This window comes from Yersinia sp. 22-579, from assembly GCF_030433455.1.
Taxonomy (GTDB): Bacteria; Pseudomonadota; Gammaproteobacteria; order Enterobacterales; family Enterobacteriaceae; genus Yersinia; species Yersinia enterocolitica.
Map to the genome: position 1 here is coordinate 78,127 of NZ_JAUJTZ010000017.1, position 22,569 is coordinate 100,695.

A 22,569-nucleotide genomic window follows, 5' to 3' on the forward strand; every position below is an offset into this window, starting at 1 on the left:
CTTAATGTCAGTACTTAGTCTCGGGTCTGATGTTCCGGACGTAGTAAGCCTGATGCCCCTTCGGAGTAATCGCGAGGTGGCATTTTGACCGGTGCCTGATCATTATCAGCTTCAGATTCTGTCAGACGGTAGCGGAACGGATTATCTTGCATTGGCAAGTCCGGCAATAAGTTATTGGAGCTTTTCGCCATATGCTGATAAAGCTGGCGATAGTCGCGAGCCATGTTATCAAGCAATTCGGCACTGCGGGCAAAATGCCCAACCAGTTCCTGACGGTATTCTTCCAGATCTGTTTTGCTCTTCTCCAGCTCATTTTGCAGCACTTGCTGCTGACGCAATTTACGGTTGCCAAAGCGCATAGCCACCGCGCCAATCACAATACCAACAACCAACCCAATAAGCGCATACTCCCAGGTCATGATGACTCCTTTTTTGACTTCATTGTTCAGCAGGGCTTTTTCACTTAATAATACCCACTATAACCGTTAACCTTGTCTGAGTGGAATCCTGATGCAACTTTGCCTATGGTTATCAGGTTTTTTCCGCAGTGACCGAGTCGGTAAATGCTGCGATTGCCCGATAAATCAGCAAGAAAGTACCGTAAAAAGTAGATAATTATTTTATCAGGGATTATTGATAAACATGCAACCGAGTTCACCTATAGCACTTTACCAGCAGGCAATTGATGCCGGCGACTACCAACCAGACGACGTCCAACGGCGCACCGTAGCACGGTTGGACACCCTATATCGGGAACTGAATCAACACCACAGTGCCCCTGCGGTTAATAACGGTATACGCGGGCGTTTGGGGCGTTTACTGGGCCGCAGCGTGTCCAAGACGTCAATACGCCCGGCTCAGGGCTTGTACATGTGGGGCGGCGTCGGGCGGGGCAAAACCTGGCTGATGGATATGTTTTTCCACAGTTTGCCGGGTGATCGTAAGCTACGTCTGCATTTTCACCGTTTTATGTTGCGAGTGCATCAAGAACTAACCACATTGCAAGGTCATGAAAATCCGTTAGAAATTATTGCTGATGGCTTCAAAGCGCAGACTGATGTGCTGTGCTTTGATGAATTCTTTGTTTCGGATATTACTGATGCCATGCTGCTGGCAACATTGCTGGAAGCACTGTTTGCGCGCGGCATCACTCTGGTTGCCACATCCAATATTCCGCCGGATGACTTGTATCGCAACGGTTTACAACGAGCGCGTTTTATACCTGCCATCGAACTGATTAAACAATATTGTGATGTGATGAATGTCGATGCCGGTATTGACTATCGTCTGCGTACATTGACTCAGGCAAATCTGTATTTGACGCCGCTCAATCCACAAACCGAGCGGGCTATGGAGGAGATTTTCGTCAAACTTGCAGGTCTTGCGGGTAAAGAGAAAGAGGGCGAAAAAGCACCTGTTCTAGAGGTCAATCACCGGCCTTTGCTTGCCATCTGCTCGGCGCAAGGCGTGTTGGCAGTGGACTTTCACACATTGTGTGAAGAGGCGCGCAGCCAACTTGATTACATCGCATTGTCTAAGCTTTATCACACCGTATTGCTGCATAATGTCCACAAAATGGCGACGCAAGATGAAAATACCGCTCGACGTTTTTTGGCATTAGTTGATGAGTTTTATGAGCGGCGGGTGAAATTGATCATTGCAGCGGAAGCATCAATGTTCGAAATTTATTGCGGTGAGCGACTTAAATTTGAATATCAGCGCTGTTTATCACGGCTACAAGAGATGCAAAGTGAGGAATACCTCTCTTTACCGCATTTGCCGTAACCTCACTTGTGGTAAAGCTATCTGCGCCGCAGTTATTCACTTTTAACCCACTAAAATGCTATTCTGTGGTGGGCGATTGTTCTTCGCCCTAACTTAACATGTTTAATTTATACCTTTCTTGCCAAAAACAGTTCGATCTTTGACGTCGACTTCTCTATAATCTTGCGACCCCACGTTACAACAAAGTTTTTTTCCCAGAACTTTGTATAGTGCCAGCATTGGCTATTCGAAGGGGTAGGTTTGCTGGACTGATGGTCGTGTGAGCCTCAACTGTTTTTGAACGTTTGGGTGTTCACCAACGTGTAACTTATTAATTGGGTAAGCTTTTATAATGAAAACTTTCACAGCTAAACCAGAAACTGTAAAACGCGACTGGTATGTTGTTGACGCGACGGATAAGACCTTGGGTCGCCTCGCTACTGAACTGGCTAGTCGCTTACGCGGCAAGCATAAAGCGGAATACACCCCGCACGTCGATACTGGTGATTACATCATCGTTCTGAACGCAGAAAAAGTTGCCGTAACCGGTAACAAGCGTACAGACAAGATTTATTACCGTCACACCGGTCACATCGGTGGTATCAAACAAGCGACCTTTGAAGAGATGATTGCCCGCAGTCCTGAGCGTGTGATTGAAATCGCGGTTAAAGGCATGCTGCCGAAGGGTCCGCTGGGCCGTGCAATGTATCGTAAACTTAAAGTTTATGCAGGTACTGAGCACAATCATGCGGCACAGCAACCGCAAGTTCTGGACATTTAATCGGGATTATGGCAATGGCTGAAAATCAATACTACGGCACTGGTCGCCGCAAAAGTTCTGCTGCACGCGTTTTTCTTAAGCCGGGCAGCGGTAATATCGTCATTAACCAACGTAGCATCGAAGAGTACTTCGGTCGCGAAACTGGCCGTATGGTTGTTATGCAACCGCTAGTACTGCTGGATATGGTTAGCAAGTTTGACATGTACATCACTGTTAAAGGTGGTGGTATTTCTGGTCAGGCTGGTGCTATCCGTCACGGTATCACCCGTGCACTGATGGAATATGACGAGTCTCTACGTGGTGAACTGCGTAAAGCTGGCTTCGTAACGCGTGATGCGCGTGAAGTTGAGCGTAAGAAAGTGGGTCTGCGTAAAGCACGTCGTCGTCCACAGTTCTCCAAGCGTTAATTTTTTGCCGTTATGGCAGCAGATTAATGGTAAAAACCCGGTGTCTCACCGGGTTTTTTTATTGATGTAAAACAAAATAAATAGCTGAAAAACACACTTCCACCATTTTATTCATTATATTTTTACCGCTAAGCTGTTGTCTGATAGACAATTGTTGATGAAATCGCAGCAGCATCCCCACAAAACATGCAAAATCTGGTAAACTATCACCCACTTTTGTGCCTGTTCGGCGAACTGTTGGCGTCCGTGTATCTCCCTGGCTGAATTATTCTCTCGACCAAGGCTTATTTACGGCAGCAACTACCTTGATTGCGAACCGGCGGTAAAACGACTCAGGATAGCAACGTCACCGTGGGCTATTCGCATTGTTTTCTAGATAATCTTGGAGGTTTTCATGGCTGTCGCTGCCAACAAACGTTCGGTAATGACGCTGTTTTCCGGCCCGACCGACATTTTTAGCCATCAAGTACGTATCGTACTGGCGGAGAAAGGTGTCAGTGTTGAGATTGAGCAGGTTGAAGCTGATAATCTGCCGCAGGACCTGATTGACCTCAATCCTTACCGTACAGTTCCTACTTTGGTCGACCGTGAGCTGACTCTGTATGAATCCCGTATCATCATGGAATATTTGGATGAGCGTTTTCCTCACCCACCATTGATGCCGGTATACCCTGTTGCTCGTGGTAGCAGCCGCTTGATGATGCACCGTATTGAGCATGACTGGTATTCCCTGCTGCACAAAATCGAGCAAGGTAATGCACAGGAAGCAGAAGCTGCACGTAAACAGTTGCGTGAAGAACTATTGTCTATCGCTCCAGTGTTTAATGAAACACCTTACTTCATGAGCGAAGAGTTCAGTCTGGTTGATTGCTACCTGGCTCCGTTGCTGTGGCGTTTGCCAGAATTAGGCATTGAATTCACCGGTGCGGGTTCTAAAGAGCTGAAAGGCTATATGACTCGAGTGTTTGAGCGTGATGCATTCCTGGCTTCTCTGACTGAAGCTGAACGTGAAATGCGCCTGCAAACCCGGGGTTAATTTTTATGGCGACGTCTGATATGTCTCCGCGCCGTCCTTACCTGTTGCGCGCATTCTATGAGTGGTTGATTGATAATCAACTGACTCCACATCTGGTTGTGGATGTCACCCGGCCGGGTGTCTCGGTGCCAATGGAGTTCGCCCGTGATGGGCAAATTGTATTGAATGTGGCGCCGCGTGCCGTGGCTAATCTGGAATTGGGTAATGAAGGTGTGAGTTTCAATGCCCGTTTTGGCGGTATTCCCTGTCAAGTTACTGTCCCTATGGGGGCGGTGATGGCAATCTATGCGCGTGAAAATGGTTCTGGCACTATGTTTGAACCTGAAGAAGCTTACGATTCTGATGCTGATGGTAATTTTGTCGGCATGGAAGAGGAAGATGACGAGACTACACCGACAGAAAATTTGATGTTGGTAACGGACGATACTCAAGCCCCGCAGGGTGAGGGTAACTCACCAGATGATGAGCCGCCGCAACCGCCACGCAGTGGTGGTCGTCCAGCGTTACGCGTCGTTAAGTAGTCGCCTTCATTTCTCGGGCAAATAGACTGTTTTTTGGACAAACAATCGGGGCGGCTTTGGCCGCCCTAATTATTTATATTGCACCATTACCATTAAGATAACTTTTTCAATTCTGCCAGGCAGCTATCACGCTGGCTCATCATGTCACTATTTCTGATAGTTGACAGAGTATGAGTGGCGCGCTGTTGAAAGCTGGCTTTTGCAGCACTGTCTTTAGCATCGGCTGGTGCAGTACAAATCTCTGATAATGTGAGTGTTTTGCTGTCACTTACTGCTTTTAGTACTGCGGCTGGATTATAAATTAGCGCCGAAGAGAGGGCTGATTTTATTCCCGCAGTGAAACTCGCATTACCACCATCGGCCAGTTTAGGGGCCATGGCAATCCAGTTATCATCACCCAGCTTGATATTATTCTCGACCGCAGGTAACTGCCCCGCTTTTGCCAGTTCCGCCACCACAGCCCGAGCACCTCGAGCCTCAATATTATAACCAACTTCTTGATAATTAAGTGACATTGCTAATGCGCTGCCGCTGATAGCCAGCAAACCGCCAGCAATGAAAAGTAAGTGAGATTTCATAACAGATGATCCTTTCTTTAAAACAAGGCGTAACAATGTGTATAAGAAAATAGCTGTGTCGGGCCGGGAAGTGTTGGCCCATAAAGTATAAATAAATCTAAACTCGGCCCTTACTATAGCGCTTCATGGTCAAAATGCTGCAAATAAGGCGGGCTGAGATTGTTACAAAATCTTGAGTGAATGACGTTGCGCGCGAAAAAAACACAATAAAAAGGGCTGGATAACCAGCCCTGAGGTTAATGACAAAGTGCCCGTAACGGTGAAAACAGGCAGATCGTAAAGACGCCGTAAACCCATCCCTGGGGGCTCGACCCGCGCCATCCTTGGCGCGGACGCTTTACTCTTCTACCTGCCTTCACCTTGCAAGATCGAGTTATCGAGGTTTGTCAGCAGTCTGAGGGCTGGATAACCAGCCCTCGATGTTTTTGGATGTATATGGCAGGAGCTTTGGTATCAGACTTCCAAATAATTCATGATGCCTTCTGCTGCTTTGCGGCCTTCAGCAATGGCGGTCACGACTAAATCAGAGCCACGAACAATATCACCACCGGCAAAGATTTTTGGGTTGCTGGTCTGGAAGGCATTATCAGTGCGCTCTGGTGCCACAACACGGCCTTGTTTATCCAATGCTACGTCATGAGCGGCCAGCCATTCCATGCTGTGCGGGCGGAAGCCAAATGCCATAACCACAGCATCTGCTGGCAGAACATGTTCTGAGCCTGGGATCTGCTCAGCCATGCGACGCCCCTGTGCATCTGGCGCACCCAGTTGGGTTCGAACCATCTTCACACCACAGACTTTGCCGTTACTGTTCACTTCGATACTCAAAGGTTGCAGGTTGAATTTAAATTCAACGCCTTCCTCACGCGCATTTTTCACTTCCCGCTTGGAACCCGGCATGTTGGCTTCATCACGGCGGTAGGCGCAAACGACGTCAGTTGCCCCTTGGCGAATGGAGGAACGTACACAGTCCATCGCGGTATCACCACCACCCAGCACCACGACACGTTTACCTTGCATATTGATATAAGGTTCGTGAGGTGCAGCATCGTAACCCATCAGCTGCTTGGTATTGGCGATCAGGAATGGTAGCGCATCATATACTCCAGATGCATCTTCGTTCTCCAGGCCACCCCGCATGGATTGGTAAGTACCCACACCGAGGAACACTGCGTCATACTCTTGCAACAGCGCATCCATAGTGATGTCTTTGCCGACTTCGGTATTTAATTGGAATTCAATACCCATCTCGGAGAAGATTTTGCGGCGCTTAATCATCACTTCTTTTTCCAGCTTAAAGGCCGGAATACCAAAGGTCAGCAAACCACCAATTTCTGGATGACGGTCAAACACCACCGCTTGTACACCGTTACGCGCCAGTACATCGGCACAGGCCAGCCCGGCAGGGCCAGCCCCAATCACCGCCACACGTTTACCGGTCGGGTGAACATGAGACATATCAGGTTTCCAGCCCATCTCAATGGCTTTGTCACTGATATAGCGCTCGATATTACCGATGGTCACCGCGCCGAACTCGTCATTCAGAGTACAAGACCCTTCACACAAGCGGTCTTGCGGGCATACGCGGCCACAAACTTCTGGCAAGCTATTGGTTTGATGGGCAAGATCCGCGGCTTCCATAATTCGCCCTTCGTTGGCCAGTTTCAGCCAGTTAGGGATGTAGTTATGCACCGGGCATTTCCATTCGCAATAGGGGTTACCGCACGACAAACAGCGGTCTGCCTGTGCTTTAGCCTGTGTTTCCGAGAATGGCTCGTAAATCTCAACAAATTCAATTTTACGGATCTTCAGCGGCTTTTTCGGCGGATCTACGCGCTGTAGGTCGATAAACTGATAAACATTCTGACTCATTTCAACCCCTTACTGCGCTTGAACCCGCAGCTCAGCTGCGGAACGGCTACGGTGGCCCAACAGTGCTTTCACATCGCTGGATTTCGGTTTAACCAAAGCAAACTTGGTCACCCATTCCGGCCAGTTAGCCAGAATTTCTTCACCACGGCTAGAACCCGTCAACTGCACATGCTCAGTGATCAGGCCGCGCAGATGCTCTTCATGGATTGCCAATTGATCAACATCCAGAACCTCAACCAGCTCAGGGTTAACACGTTTACGGAATTCACCATCTTCATCAAGGACATAAGCGAAACCACCGGTCATACCGGCACCGAAGTTAATTCCGGTACGGCCCAGTACGCAAACAATCCCACCAGTCATATATTCACAACCGTTATCGCCGATACCTTCCACGACGGTAATCGCCCCGGAGTTACGTACCGCGAAACGCTCACCGGCACGACCAGCAGCGAACAACTTGCCGCCAGTGGCACCATATAGACAAGTGTTGCCGACAATGCTGGCTTCGTGGCTGCGGAAGTTGGAACCCACAGGAGGGCGCACCGCAATGCGGCCACCGGCCATGCCTTTACCGACATAGTCATTGGCATCGCCTGTTAGGGTCAGCTCAACGCCACCGGCATTCCACACCCCAAAGCTCTGACCGGCAGTACCGGAGAAGTAGGCTTTGATAGGATCGGTTGCCAGCCCTTGGTCGCCATGCTTGGTGGCAATCGCGCCAGATAACGCTGCACCCACGGAACGGTCGGTGTTGCGGATATCAAAGTAAAACGTCTTGCTCTGTTTGGCTTCAATATACGGCTCGGCTTGCGCCAACAACTCTTTGTTCAATAAGCCTTTATCGAACGGTGGATTATTTTCGGTGCAATACAGCGCTTTGCCTGGATGTGGCGTTGCTGTTTTCAGCATTGGCGACAGATCCAGTTTGTTTTGTTTGGCTGAGATGCCATCAAGTTCCAACAGCATGTCGGTACGGCCAATCAAATCAACCAGTTGGCTCACACCCAGCTCAGCCATGATTTCACGGGTTTCACGGGCAATAAACTGGAAGTAGTTCACTACACGCTCAGGTAAGCCGTGGTAATGGTCACGACGCAGCTTTTCATCCTGGGTTGCTACACCTGTTGCGCAGTTATTCAGGTGGCAAATACGTAAGTATTTACAACCCAGTGCCACCATAGGGCCAGTACCGAAACCGAAGCTTTCTGCACCCAGAATCGCTGCTTTAACAATATCAACACCAGTTTTTAGACCACCATCCACTTGCAGGCGGATTTTATGGCGCAGGCCGTTGGCAACCAGTGCTTGTTGTGTTTCCACCAGCCCCAGTTCCCACGGGCAACCCGCATATTTCACTGAGGACAGCGGGCTGGCACCGGTACCACCGTCGTATCCTGCAATAGTAATCAGGTCGGCATAGGCTTTTGCCACACCGGTTGCAATGGTGCCAACACCGGGTTCAGAAACCAGTTTCACCGAAATCATTGCTTTCGGGTTGACCTGTTTCAAGTCGAAAATCAGCTGTGCCAAGTCTTCGATTGAATAAATATCATGGTGCGGTGGTGGGGAAATCAAGGTCACACCCGGCACGGAATAACGCAGTTTGGCGATATACGGCGTGACTTTATCACCCGGTAATTGGCCGCCTTCACCCGGTTTTGCACCTTGCGCTACTTTGATTTGGATAACATCAGCATTTACTAAATACGCTGGTGTGACACCGAAACGGCCTGATGCTACCTGCTTGATACGGGACACCTTATTGGTGCCGTAACGTGCTGGGTCTTCGCCGCCTTCACCGGAGTTGGAGAACCCGCCGAGGCTGTTCATAGCGATGGCTAATGATTCATGGGCTTCCGGGCTGAGTGCGCCGATAGACATGGCTGCAGTATCAAAGCGCTTAAACAAAGATTCAGCCGGTTCAACCTGATCCACTGGGATCGGGGTGCCTTGCGGTTTGATGGCCAGCAGATCGCGCAACGTGGCTACCGGGCGCTCATTTACCAGTTTGGCGTAAACCTGATAATCACTGTATTCGCCGCTGTGAACCGCAGTTTGTAAGGTGCTGACCACATCCGGGTTATACGCATGGTATTCGCCGTTGTGGACAAATTTCAGTAACCCGCCCTGATCCAGTAGCTTGCGTTTCAGCCAGGCACGTTTGGACAGATTCTGTAAATCCTGTTGGAAATCACTGAAACTGGCTCCGCCGATGCGGCTAACCACGCCCTGGAAACACAGGTTGGTCAGGTCACGATGCAGGCCAACGGCTTCAAACAGTTTGGCGCAACGGTATGATGCCACGGTTGAAATGCCCATTTTGGACATGATTTTGTACAGCCCTTTATTGATACCGTTACGATAGTTCAGCATCACATCGCGATACTTCTTATCAATAGCTTGGGTATCAACCAATTTAGCCAGTGATTCATAAGCTAAATAAGGGTAAATCGCAGTAGCACCAAAACCGAGCAATACCGCGAAGTGATGTGGGTCGCGGGCGCTGGCGGTTTCAACAATAATGTTGGCATCGCAACGCAGGTTTTTTTCTACCAGGCGAGTCTGCACCGCGCCAACGGCCATAGGAGCCGGAACCGGCAAGCGGTTAGGTGCAATAGCACGGTCTGATAGCACCAGCATCACGGCACCATCACGTACTTTGCGTTCAGCCTCTTCGCACAAGGCCAAAACCGCTTGTTCCAGATCAGTTTCTGCGGGGTCAAAGGTGAGATCCAGCCGATCAGCGCGGTAGTGTTCCCCTTCCAGCGTGGTTAACTGCTGGAAGTCAGAGAACAGCAAAATCGGAGATTTAAAGCTCAGACGGTGCGCCTGACCTTCAGCTTCGCAGAACACGTTCATTTCACGGCCAATACTGGTCGCCAGCGACATCACGTGTGCTTCACGCAGCGGATCGATTGGTGGGTTGGTGACCTGCGCAAATTGCTGGCGGAAGTAATCGTAAATAATACGCGGGCCGCTGGAAAGCACGGCAAATGGGGTGTCATCACCCATTGAACCTGTCGCTTCCTGACCGATTTCACCCAGCACGCGGATGACTTGATCCAGCTCTTCACTGCTGTAACCGAATTGCTTTTGATAGGTTTCGAGCTGTGAGTCATCTAACTGGCGGCTACCTACCTGATCTTCTGGCAGATCTTCGAATGGCACCAGGCGCTTAACGTTCTTCTCCATCCACTCTTTATACGGATGGCGGCTTTTCAGATCGTTATCTGTTTCGGCGGAATGCAGGATCTTGCCGCTGCGGGTGTCGATAACCATCAGTTCACCGGGGCCAACACGGCCTTTCTCCACCACTTCATCGGGCTGGTAATCCCAGATACCGACTTCAGAAGCGCAGGTGATGAGTTTATCTTTGGTGATGACATAGCGCGCCGGGCGCAGGCCATTACGGTCAAGGTTACAGGCAGCATAGCGGCCATCTGACATCACAATCCCGGCCGGGCCATCCCATGGCTCCATATGCATGGAGTTGAAGTCAAAGAAGGCGCGCAGGTCGGTATCCATATCCGGGTTGTTCTGCCAGGCCGGTGGCACTAACAGACGCATAGCACGAATCAAGTCCATCCCGCCACTGAGGAACAGCTCCAGCATGTTATCCAGTGAACTGGAGTCCGAGCCGGTCTCATTGACGAAAGGAGCCGCATCCTGCAAATCGGGGATTAATGGCGTTTTGAATTTGTAAGCGCGTGCCCGCGCCCATTGGCGGTTACCGGCGATAGTGTTGATTTCGCCATTGTGCGCCAGATAGCGGAATGGTTGAGCCAGTGGCCAGCGCGGCACGGTGTTGGTTGAGAAGCGCTGATGGAACAGGCAGATAGCCGATTCCATGCGCAGATCAGCCAAATCAAGATAAAAACGCGGCAGATCCGCAGGCATACATAAGCCTTTATAGATCGTGACCAGGTTTGAGAAACTACAAACGTAGAAATCTTTGTCGTTTGCAATGCGTTTCTCAATACGGCGACGCGCCACAAACAGGCGACGTTCCATATCACGTGGACGCCAGCCCGCAGGGGCGTTCACAAAAATTTGTTCAATCCGAGGCAGGGAGGAGAGGGCGATTTCACCAAGAACATCTGGGTTGGTCGGCACTTCACGCCAGCCGATAATCGACAGCGTTTCGTTTTGCAATTCTTCTTCTACAATGCGGCGGCTTGCCTTGGCGAGTTCTTCGTCCTGACTGAGAAACATCATGCCGACGGCATAGTTTTTGGCCAAACGCCATCCGCGTTCTTCTGCGACCATCCGGAAAAAACGATCCGGTTTTTGTAATAGCAGGCCACAACCGTCGCCGGTCTTGCCATCAGCAAGTATCGCGCCACGGTGTTGCATGCGGGCCAGTGCGTGTATTGCGGTACGCACGACCTTATGGCTAGGTTCGCCTTCTATGTGGGCGATTAGGCCGAAACCACAGTTGTCCCTCTCAAGGGATTTATCGTACAACATATCAGTGAACCTCCCCAGGCTCTGCGAGACTCTCACAAACCGACTCCAGAAGGCCATCTCGACATCAGGCGGGCTGGGCTGACAGGCGCGTATTTCGCGGCAAATCTGCTTTTCCGCCCTCCGGCAATGGCCTCTTGTGACGGTTCTCACAAGTGGTATAAGACTTGTTTTAAGAGGGAGTCTTAAATTACTGCATAATTATGACTAGACGTTTGCCCGTCTAGAAAGCTTCCAGCGGACTTCCAACTTAGCGAGAAAGAATACTCAGGTCAAATATAGGCTTAAGAACTATCTTTAAGGTAATAAAGAGGTTTATGACAATGAAAAATATGAATTTATTGGCATTTTTTCATGCCGCGATGCTTCATGAAGTTGGTGCTAAAGTGTGAGCTGTCTCACTATAGTGCAATCGACAAATCTCTGCACCATGCTAGTGCTGGCGGGGATTGTAGAGTAATATTCCGCATGTTATGTATTTTCTGGTGTTTAACACTATTTTTCACTGAATTGTAATAGAAGCACTCAGAACAGAGTGGAAATAAGAAAATTTAATCATCGGTCAAGTGATTTTATTTGCATTTATAATGAATGGTTATGCGCAGCTGCACCCAAGGGCTTGGGAGTTGATCTCTGTCATCGCGAATTATATCGCTAGCGGGTAGCCTAAAGCTCTTTTTTGACAGGCAGTGCCAAGATTATGCAGTTGCAGCAATTAGTCAATATGTTTGGTGCGGATTTACAGCGCCGCTATGGTGAAAAAATTCATAAACTCACGCTACACGGCGGGTTTAGCTGTCCTAATCGTGACGGAACCCTTGGCCGTGGTGGCTGCACTTTTTGTAATGTGGCTTCATTTGCAGATGAACAAATGCAGCAACAGGGCATTGCGCAGCAATTGGCGGAGCAAGCTAAAAAAGCCAATCGGGCAAAACGCTACCTGGCTTACTTCCAGGCCTATACCAGTACTTATGCAGAGGTCAATGCGCTGGCGGTGATGTATGAGCAAGCTTTGGCTGAAGCTGACATTGTCGGCTTGTGTGTGGGAACCCGGCCTGATTGTGTGCCAGACGCGGTGTTGGATTTATTAAGTGGCTATCACCAGCAAGGTTATGAAGTTTGGCTAGAGCTGGGGTTACAGACCGCTAATGATAAAACACTCAAACGTATTAACCGTGGCCATGATTTTGCCTGCTACCAACAAACAGCCCGTCGCGCTCGTGCCCGAGGGTTAAAAGTGTGCTGCCATTTGATTGTCGGCCTACCCGGTGAGGAGCAGGCGCAGTGCATGGAAACGCTGGAGAAAGTGGTGGTCACTGGCGTTGATGGGATAAAACTGCATCCACTGCATATCGTCGAGGGCAGTACTATGGCCAAAGCATGGCGAGCAGGGCGGTTATCAGAGTTGACGCTGGATGAATATGTGCTCACCGCCGGTGAAATGATTCGCCATACTCCTGCTGACATTGTCTATCACCGGATTTCTGCCAGCGCCCGCAGACCAACGCTACTTGCGCCATTGTGGTGCGCAAATCGCTGGACCGGTATGAATGAGCTGAATAATTATATGCTGGCCCGTGGCGGGCAGGCCTCTGCGCTGTGATCGGCTACTGCGCGTTGTTTCTCAATCTCTCATTGTGATTTGCAATCTTTTCCACACTTCTAAGCAAGCCATCTTATCTCAGCCCAGTTTTGCGGTATGATTTATCAGATAAACACAGACAGGGGTTGCTATGAAGCAAATCAGGGTATTAGCCCAGTACTACGTTGATTTAATGGTTAAGTTAGGGCTGGTTCGCTTCTCACTGCTGCTAGCATCTGTGCTGGTGTTACTGGCCATGGTGGTTCAGATGGCGGTGACATTCGTCTTGAGTGGCTCGGTGGAAACCCTCGATCTGGTGCGTTCCATTTTCTTTGGCTTGCTGATAACCCCGTGGGCCGTGTATTTCCTGTCGGTGGTGGTTGAGCAACTGGAAGAGTCGCGCCAGCGCTTATCCCGGTTGGTTGATAAGCTTGAAGTGATGCGTTATCGCGATTTGGAGCTGAATAAGCAACTGACGGAAAACATTGCTCAACTCAATCAGGAAATTGTCGAACGTGAAAAAGCGGAGAAAGCTCACCTGCAAGTGGTCGATAAACTGAAAGAAGAGATGGGCCACCGTGAGCAGGCACAGGTAGAATTAGGGCAACAGTCGGCCTTATTGCGCTCTTTTTTGGATGCTTCACCGGATTTGGTTTATTACCGTAACGAAGACAATGAGTTCTCCGGCTGTAACCGGGCGATGGAACTATTGACCGGCAAAAGTGAGAAACAGTTGGTCGGCTTGACCCCTAAAGATGTCTATGCGCCGGACATCGCTGAAAAAGTCATGGAAACCGATGAGAAAGTTTTCCGTCACAACGTTTCTCTGACTTATGAGCAATGGTTGGTGTATCCCGATGGGCGTAAAGCCTGTTTTGAATTGCGAAAAGTGCCATTTTATGACCGAGTCGGTAAACGACATGGGTTGATGGGGTTTGGGCGCGATATAACTGAGCGTAAGCGCTATCAGGATGCGCTGGAGAATGCCAGTAGGGATAAGACGACTTTCATCTCAACCATCAGCCATGAGCTGCGGACGCCGCTTAATGGCATTGTGGGCCTAAGCCGTATCCTGTTAGATACCGAATTAGACAGCGAACAACTAAAATACCTGAAAACCATCCATGTCAGTGCTATTACTCTCGGTAATATCTTCAACGATATTATAGAGATGGATAAATTGGAGCGACGTAAAGTTCAGCTTGATAATCAACCAATTGATTTTACTGGCTTTATGGCGGATTTAGAGAACCTTTCTGGCCTGTTGGTGCAACCGAAAGGGCTGAAGTTCATTATGGAGCCGCAGTTACCATTGCCGGAGAAAGTGATTACCGATGGCACCCGATTGCGTCAGATTTTATGGAACTTAATCGGCAACGCAGTGAAGTTTACCCAGCAAGGTGAAATTGTGGTGCGGGTTAGGCGTGAAAGCAATGACCGCTTGATTTTCGAAGTGGAAGATTCCGGCATGGGGATCCCTGAAGACGAGCAGGACAAGATTTTCGCCATGTATTATCAGGTAAAAGACAGTAATGGCGGCCGTCCGGCAACCGGCACCGGCATTGGGCTGGCGGTGTCTAAACGTCTGGCACAGAGCATGGGCGGCGATATTACGGTGAAAAGTATCCAAGGGGCCGGTTCATGCTTTACCCTGACCATTAAAGCACCTGTCGTGCAGGCCGCGTCTAGTGCACCATTAGGCGACGATACCCCGCTCCCAGCTCTTCACATATTGCTGGTGGAGGATATCGAGCTGAATGTCATTGTTGCGCGCTCAGTGTTGGAAAAACTGGGCAACAGTGTCGAGGTGGCGATGAATGGCCATGACGCCCTGGCGATGTTCAAACCAGATGATTTTGATTTAGTACTGCTGGATATTCAATTGCCAGATATGAGTGGGTTGGATATCGCTCGCCAAATTAGGGCTGATTATGGGCAGCAATCCTTACCGCCATTGGTGGCCTTGACGGCTAACGTGCTTAAAGACAAAAAAGAATATTTAGATGCTGGGATGGATGATGTGCTGAGTAAGCCATTATCAGTTCCCGCGCTCACGGCCATGATTAAGCAATTCTGGGATCATAAGCCTTCTTCTGCCGCTAAAAAACAGGAACACATTGTGATGCAAACCCATGAATCGTTACTTGATACTGCCATGCTGGAACAATACATCGATTTGGTTGGTCCACAATTAATTCATCAAAGTCTGGAAATGTTTGAACAAATGATGCCGAGCTATTTGGCGGTATTGGATTCAAACATGACGGCACGAGATCAAAAAGGAATTACGGAGGAAGCACATAAAATTAAAGGGGCGGCCGGTTCCGTTGGCTTGCGCCATATCCAGCAACTTGCACAGCAAATTCAAACCCCGACACTGCCAGCATGGTGGGACAACGTACAAGATTGGGTCGATGAATTAAAATCAGAATGGCGTAATGATGTTCAGGTATTACGTGAGTGGGCAGCTGAAGCTGAAAAAAAATAACCCCGACCGAGGCCGGGGTGCGCGAATACTGCGCCAACACCAGGGAAATCGTCAACCTGCAATACCCGTCATACTTCAAGTTGCATGTGCGTTGGCTGCCTTCGTTCACCCCAGTCACTTACTGATGTAAGCTCTTGGGGATTCGCTCAGTTGCCGCCTTCCTGTAACTCGAATTATTTAGGATATAATAATTTCGATTTCGAGTGGATTTGCAGGTTGTTAGGATTCTTCCATACATCATACAAGCAATAACATAGCAAATGTAAGCGCTCTTGTTACAAGATTCATTAAAATATGTGATAGAGATACGTCTTTGTCACTAGAACGAGTTAAGCAATTGACAGAGTGAGAAAAGGAGAGGTGTGATGAAAACAGTCGGTGTAGTGCTTAGCGGGTGTGGCGTTTTCGATGGCACAGAGATACATGAGTCTGTCTTAACTATATTGGCGTTAGATCGTGCTGGAGCACGTATCGTATTCTTCGCACCAGATAAGCCACAACTCCATGTTATTAATCATCTTACCGGTGAAGAGTCCACCGAGCAGCGGAACGTTTTAGTGGAGTCCGCCCGCATTGCTCGTGGCGTGATTGAGCCGCTTTCCTCTGCCACTTCAGAGCAACTAGATGCCCTTATTGTTCCTGGCGGTTTTGGTGCGGCAAAGAACCTCAGCGATTTTGCTATTAAGAGTTCTGAATGCGCCATTGATCCGGATTTATATAAGCTAATTCAATCAATGCATAAGGAGAATAAACCAATTGGGTTTATGTGTATTTCTCCCGTTATGCTCCCGAAGCTATTGGGTAAGCCTGTTCGTCTGACAATTGGTAACGATCCCGATACCATTGAGGTGGTTGAAATTATGGGGGGCGAGCATGTTATTTGCCCCGCTGATGATGTAGTGGTCGATGCAGAGAATAAAGTGGTCACAACACCTGCTTACATGTTGGCGGCATCAATTTCTGAAGCAGCAAAAGGAATTGATAAGCTGGTGGCGAAGGTGCTGGATTTAACCGAATGATTTCAGTCCGCCGTGGATTAAATTGGCTTTGGTATTGGGGAAAACGGGCTATCATTGGCATTGTTGCCCTGTGGTTGGCCGGTATTTTGATTTTTGCTTTCCTGCCGGTTCCGTTTTCCATGGTCATGATTGAAAGGCAACTCGGTGCCTGGCTGACCGGCGATTTTTCGTACGTCGCACACTCTGATTGGGTGCCGATGGATGAGATTTCACCTTACATGGCGCTGGCGGTGATGGCTGCGGAAGATCAAAAATTCCCCGAGCATTGGGGCTTTGATGTCGGAGCTATAGAGTCAGCGTTAGCCCATAATCAGCGCAACCAAAACCGTATCCGCGGTGCTTCGACTTTATCGCAACAAACTGCCAAAAATCTGTTCCTGTGGGATGGTCGTAGCTGGGTACGCAAAGGGCTGGAAGTCGGATTGACCGCCGGTATTGAGTTGGTGTGGACCAAGCGGCGTATTCTGACGGTTTATCTGAATATTGCGGAGTTTGGTGACGGTATTTTTGGCGTAGAAGCGGCGGCTCGCCATTTCTTCAATAAACCGGCCAGTAAATTGAGCGCATCAGAAGCCGCTCTATTAGCCGCAGTTTTGCCCAATCCACTGCGCTTTAAGGTGAATGCGCCATCCGGTTATGTGATTTCCCGTCAACAGTGGATTTTGCGCCAAATGCGGCAATTGGGTGGGAAAGACTTCATACAGACGAATGATTTAGATTAATGGCTTGATGTTTTGGATAGCTAAAAATGGGCCTGGATTTCTCCCGGCCCATAATAGGATTTCTCTTTCTAACTAATTGATTATTTTACAATAGTAAATGCAGTGGTTACATGCTTAACGCCACTGACCTGGCTGGCTATCTGAGCGGCTGATTGCCCTTCTTGCTGAGTCACCAGACCCAAAAGGAACACTTCACCATTCTCTGTGGTCACTTTTACATTGGAGGATTTAACCGAGTCTGCGGTCAGTAACTGTGACCGGACTTTGGTGGTAATCCAGGTATCCATTGATGCAGTGGTCAGATCGACCGGTTTACCCAGGCGCATCTCGTTATACACTTCTGTGGCACCATCAACACCGGCCGCAATTTGCTTGGCACGGTTAGACAGCTCAGCAGTTGGCGATTGCCCGGTCAGCAAAACTTTCCCTTGATAAGCGGTCACAACAAAACGTGTTTGGCTCTTTATCTGCTGATCTTTGCTCAGCGCGTTGACGACTCTGGCTTCAAGTGTGCCATCATCTACCTGAGTGCCGACAGAACGAGGGTCTGTGGCAGATTTAGTTGCAACGGCCGCACTGCCAACTACGACAGCACCGACACAACCTTGTAATAGCAGGGCGCTGAATAGCATGGCAAAAATATAACCAACCTTCATTCGTGCTCCTTTAATCGTCCTGATGGGGAAATAGAGTGTTATCAATTAAGTCACACAAGCAATTCACTGTCAGCATGTGTAATTCTTGAACCCGGGCGCTACGGTGCGAAGGTATGCGGATTTCCACATCCTGCTGACCTAACAGGCCAGCCAGTTCACCACCATCATAACCTGTAAGCGCAACAATGGTCATATCACGGGTGACTGCTGCTTCGACCGCCTTCACAATATCACGGCTATTGCCACGAGTGGAAATTGCGAGCAAAACATCACCGGCATGACCCAGCGCACGCACCTGTTTGGCATAGACTTCATCATGCAAACGGTCATTGGCGATGGCTGTCAGCACAACATTATCAGCATTCAATGCTATTGCAGGCAGGCTTGGTCGTTCTGTTTCAAAACGGTTTATCATACTGGCTGCAAAGTGTTGCGCGTTAGCCGCAGAAGTCCCATTACCGCAGCAGAGAATTTTATTGCCGTTGAGCAGTGACTGAACCAACGTCATTGCTGCACGGGATATGGCGTCAGGCAGTGCCTCAGCCGCGGCAATCTGGGTTTGAATACTTTCTGTAAAGCAACCTTTGATTCTATCCAGCACGTTGATTTAACTCACTTAATATTTAAAATTCCGGTACAAAACCGGAGAGGAATCATCAATCCGCATTGAAGGCGTTTGGCAGCCATTCTAGCTCGCTACCAGTGATGGCAAAAACATCAAAACGGCACGGTGTAGTGGCAAAACAGGCGTTTCGCTGCGCCAGCCAAATGGTAGCGGCCCGGAGTAGCCGTTGTTGTTTGCTGTAAGTGACACTGGCGGCAGCGCCACCGAATAGTGCATTGCGACGAAAGCGTACTTCAACAAATACCCAGGTATCGCCATCGCGCATGATAAGGTCAATTTCACCATTTTGATAGGTGACATTTGCTGCCTTAAACACTAAACCTGCCCGCTCAAGATAGTGGCGGGCTTGGTTTTCGTAGTGTGTGCCAGTATCCCTTTGGCTCATATTCCCTTCGTCCTTGAAGTTGCAGGGTTGTTAGCTGCGTTCACTCACCCGAATCACTTACCTGAGTAAGCTCATCGGGATTCATTCACTTGCTGCCTACCTGCAAACTCCAATGACTTTGGGACTACTCTTTATAATTGAAGTTGCAGGGTTGTTAGCTACGTTCGTTACTCGGCCCGTCCATGGGCCTCGCCTCTGTGAGGCCGCTGCAAACAGCGTTCAAATCGGTTCCTGACCGATTTGTCACCCGAATCACTTTACGCCGCCGGTACTACCATGCCTTGACGGTATTGCAGCCAAGGCAATTTACGGGTGATAACACAATCGGCTGATGCGGTTAAATCACCGGTAGTTCCGCTCACCTGGAAACCAGGAATTTGGCGCATTTCAGCAAAATGATTCGATAATGTCCATGCATCAATGCCCATGGCATACAGCCGTACCAGTGAATAGTCGTTGGCAAATTTGGCCGCCGCTTGCTGCATCAGCGCAGGATTCGCTCCTGCCATCAATGGGATATCACTAAACTGAATACCTTCCATTTCCAGCCGGTAATCCGGGCCAGCACCTGCCTGATAGCTACGGGAGCTGGCAAACAGCGCTGGTTTGCTGCGTGTGCTGGTCGCCATATCAATCATCGGCTTAATCAGTGTCAACTCGGCAGGTGTTGCAATGATATACACCGCATCAATATTACCGCCGGCAGATGTTGAGACCACTGGTGCATCGACCGGCGGTGCAGGAATGGTCAGGCCAGCAATGGTGACTGATGCAGGTGCTGCGGCAGGTGCGCTTGAAACACTCACCGGTTGGCCAGTCAGGCGGATGCCTGCACCACTGTTGATGGCTTGTTTCAACTCAGCAGTAGAGCCGAAGTTTTGTTGCAATACCGTCTGCCCACCTTGTTTCTGCCACTCTTCTGCGAAGGCTTTAGCAACGCGATCGCCAAAGGCACCACGCGGGGTTAGCAACAATGGCATTCTCTTTTCCTGGCTCCACAAATGATGCGCGGCATCGCGAGCTTCATCTTCTGGAGACAGGGCGAAGTAACAGATATTCGGGCTGTTAGTGCTAACTTCCGGCTGATTCAGCGCCAGAATATTCAGGGTGCTGGGTGTCGCACTCAGTTGTTCCACTTCAGGTTTCAGCAGTGGGCCGACAACCAATGTGGCACCATCTTGCTGGGCTTGTGCCAACAAAGCAGCCACTGGCTGAGTAGTGGTATCGTAGACTTTTACCTGTGCATTACTGGTGGCAACAGGGGGTGCCACTGGCGCTGGCGTGGCAATATCAGTCACCGGTGTTGCAGTGGCATCAGTTGGTGTCGTGGCCGTTGCATCTGGAGTCACCGGAGCCGGGGTATTTACCGGCAAGCCATTTTGCGCCGCAGTAAAACCTTGTTGGATGGCATCAGCAAAGACTTGTGCCGGGCCACTTAATGGCAGTAATAAGGCAATTTTTGCCGTAGATGCCTGGCTGAAGTTACTGATCTGCGTTAATGCCGTTGGCAAGTTTTTCGCCGCCGGATTTTGTGGATAACGGTTTTGCCAATCTTTAATACCGGCTTTCAGCAGATCAGGGTCTTGCTTGTTATCCTGATATACATGCAGCAAATCCAGCCAGCCTTGCAGCACGTTTTCGTCTGCATTAATGACAATATTATTCAATTCTTGTGGTGTGAGCTGCGCCAGTGCTTGCCAGGTGCCATCAATATTATCTTGATGTGCTTTGTCTTTTAGCAAGGGTTCTTGAGCAATAAAGGCACGTATCAGCGGCAATGTTGCTTTACCCTGATTGGCGGCAATTTGTGCCTGATAGAAGCGAACCTGTTGGTTAGCTGAGAGCTGTGTTGCATCCAACTTGCCCAGAATATCGGCAGCCGCAGGATTATTTTTCTGGGCTACCAGTAGCTCAGCTGTCAGTAATTGCTGCTCCTGACGTTGCGCGTCACTCAGATTGGCGGGCAGAGTGCCGAGCTGTTCTGCCGCTTGAGGGAGTTTCCCTTCACGTAGCAGGGCACGAATGGCGAGTAATTGCCAGTCAGCCTTGTTATCATCACTGCTCTGTTGCAACTGTTGCAGATAATAGTCAGAGTTAGCGCTTGCTTCGTCCTGTATATTTGTGGGTGGCGGCGTCTGTGGTGCTCTGCCTGAACAAGCTGCCAGTATCAACGCAGCCAGAACAACAGGGACAAGCCCTGCTTTGGAACGAACGAATGTTGAGGAAAGCATACTGTATCCAGTGATGTTTTTTTCAAGATGCTCAATATTAAATCGGTAATTCGGATGAAACAATGAATCAACACGATCGAGCAGTGATTTCTGCATCTACGCTTTATGTGGTACCTACCCCCATCGGTAATTTAGGGGATATTACCCACCGGGCGTTAGAGGTACTGAAAGGCGTTGATTTGATTGCGGCAGAAGATACACGTCATACAGGGTTGCTGTTACAGCATTTCGCGATCAACGCCCGCCTGTTTGCACTTCATGACCATAACGAACAACAAAAAGCCGATCATTTACTGGCGAAACTGCAAGAAGGCCAGAGTATTGCGCTGGTTTCCGATGCAGGTACGCCACTTATTAACGATCCGGGCTACCATTTGGTGCGCCGTTGCCGTGAAGCTGGCATCCGCGTTGTGCCATTACCGGGCGCTTGCGCGGCGATTACCGCACTCTCCGCCGCGGGCCTTGCCTCAGATCGTTTTTGCTACGAAGGCTTCCTGCCAGCGAAAACCAAAGGACGTAAGGATACTCTGCAAGCGCTGATTGAGGAACCTCGAACACTGATCTTCTACGAATCAACTCACCGCTTGTTGGAAAGTTTACAGGACATGGTAACCGTACTTGGCCCACAACGCTATGTGGTACTCGCCAGAGAACTGACCAAAACCTGGGAGTCTATCCACGGCGCGCCGGTTGGCGAGTTACTGGCTTGGGTTCAGGAAGAAGAAACCCGCCGTCGTGGCGAAATGGTGCTGATAGTCGAAGGTCATAAAGTGCAGGTTGATGATGCACTACCTGCCGCCGCCTTACGTACTTTGGCACTGTTGCAAAAAGAGCTGCCACTGAAGAAAGCCGCCGCGCTGGCTGCTGAAATCCACGGCGTGAAAAAGAATGCGCTTTATAAGTACGCACTTGAACAGCTAGATGGTGATCAAGTGCAACAGGAAGATGACATCCAGCGCTAATGTGACTATAATCCGCCGCGGAGTTGACTAGACAGTCGCCGCTTCGCTGCCGTCCCTTTCGGGGGAGACAGGTGAAGGGGAGGAAAGTCCGGGCTCCATAGGGCAGGGTGCCAGGTAACGCCTGGGAGGCGCAAGCCTACGACAAGTGCAACAGAGAGCAAACCGCCGATGGCCCACGCAAGTGGGATCAGGTAAGGGTGAAAGGGTGCGGTAAGAGCGCACCGCGCGGCTGGCAACAGTCCGTGGCACGGTAAACTCCACCCGGAGCAAGGCCAAATAGGGGTTCACATGGTACGGCCCGTACTGAACCCGGGTAGGCTGCTTGAGCCAGTGAGCGATTGCTGGCCTAGAGGAATGACTGTCCACGACAGAACCCGGCTTACCGGTCAACTCCACTCATTCCGCAAGACCCCGCTTCGGCGGGGTTTTTGTTTATGTGATATATGGTTGAGAGGAATGACTGTCCACGACGC

At 49.7% G+C, this 22,569-nt stretch carries 18 protein-coding genes, 1 other RNA gene and 1 pseudogene; 11 read left to right on the top strand and 9 right to left on the bottom strand.

Annotated features, from left to right (window positions below):
* Nucleotides 1-14: 14 nt before the first annotated feature.
* Complete coding sequence (zapG, locus tag QSV56_RS18570; RefSeq protein WP_005162428.1) at nucleotides 15-419, bottom strand: Z-ring associated protein ZapG; 405 nt, start codon at nucleotides 417-419, stop codon at nucleotides 15-17.
* A gap of 223 nt (nucleotides 420-642) precedes the next feature.
* Here zapG and zapE point away from each other — a divergent pair, with 223 nt between their 5' ends.
* The 5 genes from zapE (at nucleotide 643) to sspB (ending at nucleotide 4,509) form a co-directional block, all read left to right on the top strand.
* A complete protein-coding gene (gene zapE / locus QSV56_RS18575) occupies nucleotides 643-1,785 on the top strand; it encodes a cell division protein ZapE (protein WP_046050177.1) in 1,143 nt (380 codons plus the stop codon).
* A gap of 331 nt (nucleotides 1,786-2,116) precedes the next feature.
* The gene (rplM, locus tag QSV56_RS18580; protein WP_004392012.1) at nucleotides 2,117-2,545 is read left to right on the top strand and encodes a 50S ribosomal protein L13; all 429 of its coding nucleotides are present in this window, start codon (nucleotides 2,117-2,119) and stop codon (nucleotides 2,543-2,545) included.
* A gap of 14 nt (nucleotides 2,546-2,559) precedes the next feature.
* Nucleotides 2,560-2,952, top strand: a complete 393-nt coding sequence (gene rpsI, locus QSV56_RS18585; RefSeq protein ID WP_019080041.1) for a 30S ribosomal protein S9 — start codon at nucleotides 2,560-2,562, stop codon at nucleotides 2,950-2,952.
* 394 nt (nucleotides 2,953-3,346) lie between these two features.
* Nucleotides 3,347-3,988 carry a stringent starvation protein SspA gene (sspA, locus tag QSV56_RS18590; RefSeq protein ID WP_046050178.1) on the top strand — a complete coding sequence of 214 codons (642 nt, stop codon included), beginning with the start codon at nucleotides 3,347-3,349 and terminating at the stop codon, nucleotides 3,986-3,988.
* Between the two features lie 5 nt (nucleotides 3,989-3,993).
* A complete protein-coding gene (sspB, locus tag QSV56_RS18595; protein WP_019080039.1) occupies nucleotides 3,994-4,509 on the top strand; it encodes a ClpXP protease specificity-enhancing factor in 516 nt (171 codons plus the stop codon).
* A gap of 92 nt (nucleotides 4,510-4,601) precedes the next feature.
* Here sspB and QSV56_RS18600 read toward each other — a convergent pair whose 3' ends face one another.
* From QSV56_RS18600 to gltB, 4 genes and pseudogenes are all read right to left on the bottom strand, one after another.
* Complete coding sequence (locus tag QSV56_RS18600) at nucleotides 4,602-5,087, bottom strand: hypothetical protein (protein ID WP_019082231.1); 486 nt, start codon at nucleotides 5,085-5,087, stop codon at nucleotides 4,602-4,604.
* A 232-nt stretch (nucleotides 5,088-5,319) separates the two neighbouring features.
* Nucleotides 5,320-5,385, bottom strand: a pseudogene (locus tag QSV56_RS21995) (gluconate 5-dehydrogenase); the annotation flags it as partial.
* Between the two features lie 155 nt (nucleotides 5,386-5,540).
* Nucleotides 5,541-6,959: a glutamate synthase small subunit gene (locus tag QSV56_RS18605; protein ID WP_019082232.1), complete on the bottom strand. Its 1,419-nt coding sequence runs from the start codon at nucleotides 6,957-6,959 to the stop codon at nucleotides 5,541-5,543.
* Between the two features lie 9 nt (nucleotides 6,960-6,968).
* The gene (gltB, locus tag QSV56_RS18610) at nucleotides 6,969-11,429 is read right to left on the bottom strand and encodes a glutamate synthase large subunit (protein ID WP_301213245.1); all 4,461 of its coding nucleotides are present in this window, start codon (nucleotides 11,427-11,429) and stop codon (nucleotides 6,969-6,971) included.
* A gap of 697 nt (nucleotides 11,430-12,126) precedes the next feature.
* Between gltB and QSV56_RS18615 the strand changes: the two genes are divergently transcribed.
* The 4 genes from QSV56_RS18615 (at nucleotide 12,127) to mtgA (ending at nucleotide 17,237) form a co-directional block, all read left to right on the top strand.
* On the top strand, nucleotides 12,127-13,029 hold the full coding sequence (locus QSV56_RS18615; RefSeq protein WP_046694486.1) for a TIGR01212 family radical SAM protein: 903 nt from the start codon (nucleotides 12,127-12,129) through the stop codon (nucleotides 13,027-13,029).
* Between the two features lie 130 nt (nucleotides 13,030-13,159).
* Nucleotides 13,160-15,496 (top strand): aerobic respiration two-component sensor histidine kinase ArcB, encoded by a 2,337-nt coding sequence (arcB, locus tag QSV56_RS18620; RefSeq protein WP_026017906.1) that lies wholly within the window; start codon nucleotides 13,160-13,162, stop codon nucleotides 15,494-15,496.
* A gap of 365 nt (nucleotides 15,497-15,861) precedes the next feature.
* On the top strand, nucleotides 15,862-16,515 hold the full coding sequence (elbB, locus tag QSV56_RS18625) for an isoprenoid biosynthesis glyoxalase ElbB (RefSeq protein WP_046050182.1): 654 nt from the start codon (nucleotides 15,862-15,864) through the stop codon (nucleotides 16,513-16,515).
* The gene (gene mtgA / locus QSV56_RS18630) at nucleotides 16,512-17,237 is read left to right on the top strand and encodes a monofunctional biosynthetic peptidoglycan transglycosylase (protein WP_046050183.1); all 726 of its coding nucleotides are present in this window, start codon (nucleotides 16,512-16,514) and stop codon (nucleotides 17,235-17,237) included. The genes elbB and mtgA overlap by 4 nt, the downstream gene beginning before the upstream one ends.
* A gap of 80 nt (nucleotides 17,238-17,317) precedes the next feature.
* Here the strand turns inward: mtgA and dolP are convergent, their stop codons facing one another.
* The 4 genes from dolP to QSV56_RS18650 all read right to left on the bottom strand — a co-directional run bounded on the left by dolP (nucleotide 17,318) and on the right by QSV56_RS18650 (nucleotide 21,134).
* The gene (gene dolP / locus QSV56_RS18635; protein ID WP_005166550.1) at nucleotides 17,318-17,893 is read right to left on the bottom strand and encodes a division/outer membrane stress-associated lipid-binding lipoprotein; all 576 of its coding nucleotides are present in this window, start codon (nucleotides 17,891-17,893) and stop codon (nucleotides 17,318-17,320) included.
* A gap of 10 nt (nucleotides 17,894-17,903) precedes the next feature.
* Nucleotides 17,904-18,494 (bottom strand): DnaA initiator-associating protein DiaA, encoded by a 591-nt coding sequence (gene diaA, locus QSV56_RS18640; protein ID WP_004710884.1) that lies wholly within the window; start codon nucleotides 18,492-18,494, stop codon nucleotides 17,904-17,906.
* 55 nt (nucleotides 18,495-18,549) lie between these two features.
* Entirely contained in the window at nucleotides 18,550-18,903 is a 354-nt protein-coding gene (locus QSV56_RS18645) for a YraN family protein (protein WP_019080032.1), read from the bottom strand.
* Between the two features lie 257 nt (nucleotides 18,904-19,160).
* On the bottom strand, nucleotides 19,161-21,134 hold the full coding sequence (locus QSV56_RS18650; protein ID WP_046050184.1) for a penicillin-binding protein activator: 1,974 nt from the start codon (nucleotides 21,132-21,134) through the stop codon (nucleotides 19,161-19,163).
* 62 nt (nucleotides 21,135-21,196) lie between these two features.
* Between QSV56_RS18650 and rsmI the strand changes: the two genes are divergently transcribed.
* Entirely contained in the window at nucleotides 21,197-22,096 is a 900-nt protein-coding gene (gene rsmI / locus QSV56_RS18655; protein WP_011817252.1) for a 16S rRNA (cytidine(1402)-2'-O)-methyltransferase, read from the top strand.
* Between the two features lie 19 nt (nucleotides 22,097-22,115).
* An RNA gene (gene rnpB, locus QSV56_RS18660) (RNase P RNA component class A) lies at nucleotides 22,116-22,494 on the top strand.
* Nucleotides 22,495-22,569 lie beyond the last annotated feature (75 nt).

What these genes read in the sequence shown, in the direction of transcription:
- zapG (WP_005162428.1), bottom strand. Translation starts at nt 419, where the DNA reads ATGACCTGGGAGTATGCGCTTATTGGGTTGGTTGTTGGTATTGTGATT.
- zapE (WP_046050177.1), top strand. Translation starts at nt 643, where the DNA reads ATGCAACCGAGTTCACCTATAGCACTTTACCAGCAGGCAATTGATGCC.
- rplM (WP_004392012.1), top strand. Translation starts at nt 2,117, where the DNA reads ATGAAAACTTTCACAGCTAAACCAGAAACTGTAAAACGCGACTGGTAT.
- rpsI (WP_019080041.1), top strand. Translation starts at nt 2,560, where the DNA reads ATGGCTGAAAATCAATACTACGGCACTGGTCGCCGCAAAAGTTCTGCT.
- sspA (WP_046050178.1), top strand. Translation starts at nt 3,347, where the DNA reads ATGGCTGTCGCTGCCAACAAACGTTCGGTAATGACGCTGTTTTCCGGC.
- sspB (WP_019080039.1), top strand. Translation starts at nt 3,994, where the DNA reads ATGGCGACGTCTGATATGTCTCCGCGCCGTCCTTACCTGTTGCGCGCA.
- QSV56_RS18600 (WP_019082231.1), bottom strand. Translation starts at nt 5,087, where the DNA reads ATGAAATCTCACTTACTTTTCATTGCTGGCGGTTTGCTGGCTATCAGC.
- QSV56_RS18605 (WP_019082232.1), bottom strand. Translation starts at nt 6,959, where the DNA reads ATGAGTCAGAATGTTTATCAGTTTATCGACCTACAGCGCGTAGATCCG.
- gltB (WP_301213245.1), bottom strand. Translation starts at nt 11,429, where the DNA reads ATGTTGTACGATAAATCCCTTGAGAGGGACAACTGTGGTTTCGGCCTA.
- QSV56_RS18615 (WP_046694486.1), top strand. Translation starts at nt 12,127, where the DNA reads ATGCAGTTGCAGCAATTAGTCAATATGTTTGGTGCGGATTTACAGCGC.
- arcB (WP_026017906.1), top strand. Translation starts at nt 13,160, where the DNA reads ATGAAGCAAATCAGGGTATTAGCCCAGTACTACGTTGATTTAATGGTT.
- elbB (WP_046050182.1), top strand. Translation starts at nt 15,862, where the DNA reads ATGAAAACAGTCGGTGTAGTGCTTAGCGGGTGTGGCGTTTTCGATGGC.
- mtgA (WP_046050183.1), top strand. Translation starts at nt 16,512, where the DNA reads ATGATTTCAGTCCGCCGTGGATTAAATTGGCTTTGGTATTGGGGAAAA.
- dolP (WP_005166550.1), bottom strand. Translation starts at nt 17,893, where the DNA reads ATGAAGGTTGGTTATATTTTTGCCATGCTATTCAGCGCCCTGCTATTA.
- QSV56_RS18645 (WP_019080032.1), bottom strand. Translation starts at nt 18,903, where the DNA reads ATGAGCCAAAGGGATACTGGCACACACTACGAAAACCAAGCCCGCCAC.
- QSV56_RS18650 (WP_046050184.1), bottom strand. Translation starts at nt 21,134, where the DNA reads ATGCTTTCCTCAACATTCGTTCGTTCCAAAGCAGGGCTTGTCCCTGTT.
- rsmI (WP_011817252.1), top strand. Translation starts at nt 21,197, where the DNA reads ATGAATCAACACGATCGAGCAGTGATTTCTGCATCTACGCTTTATGTG.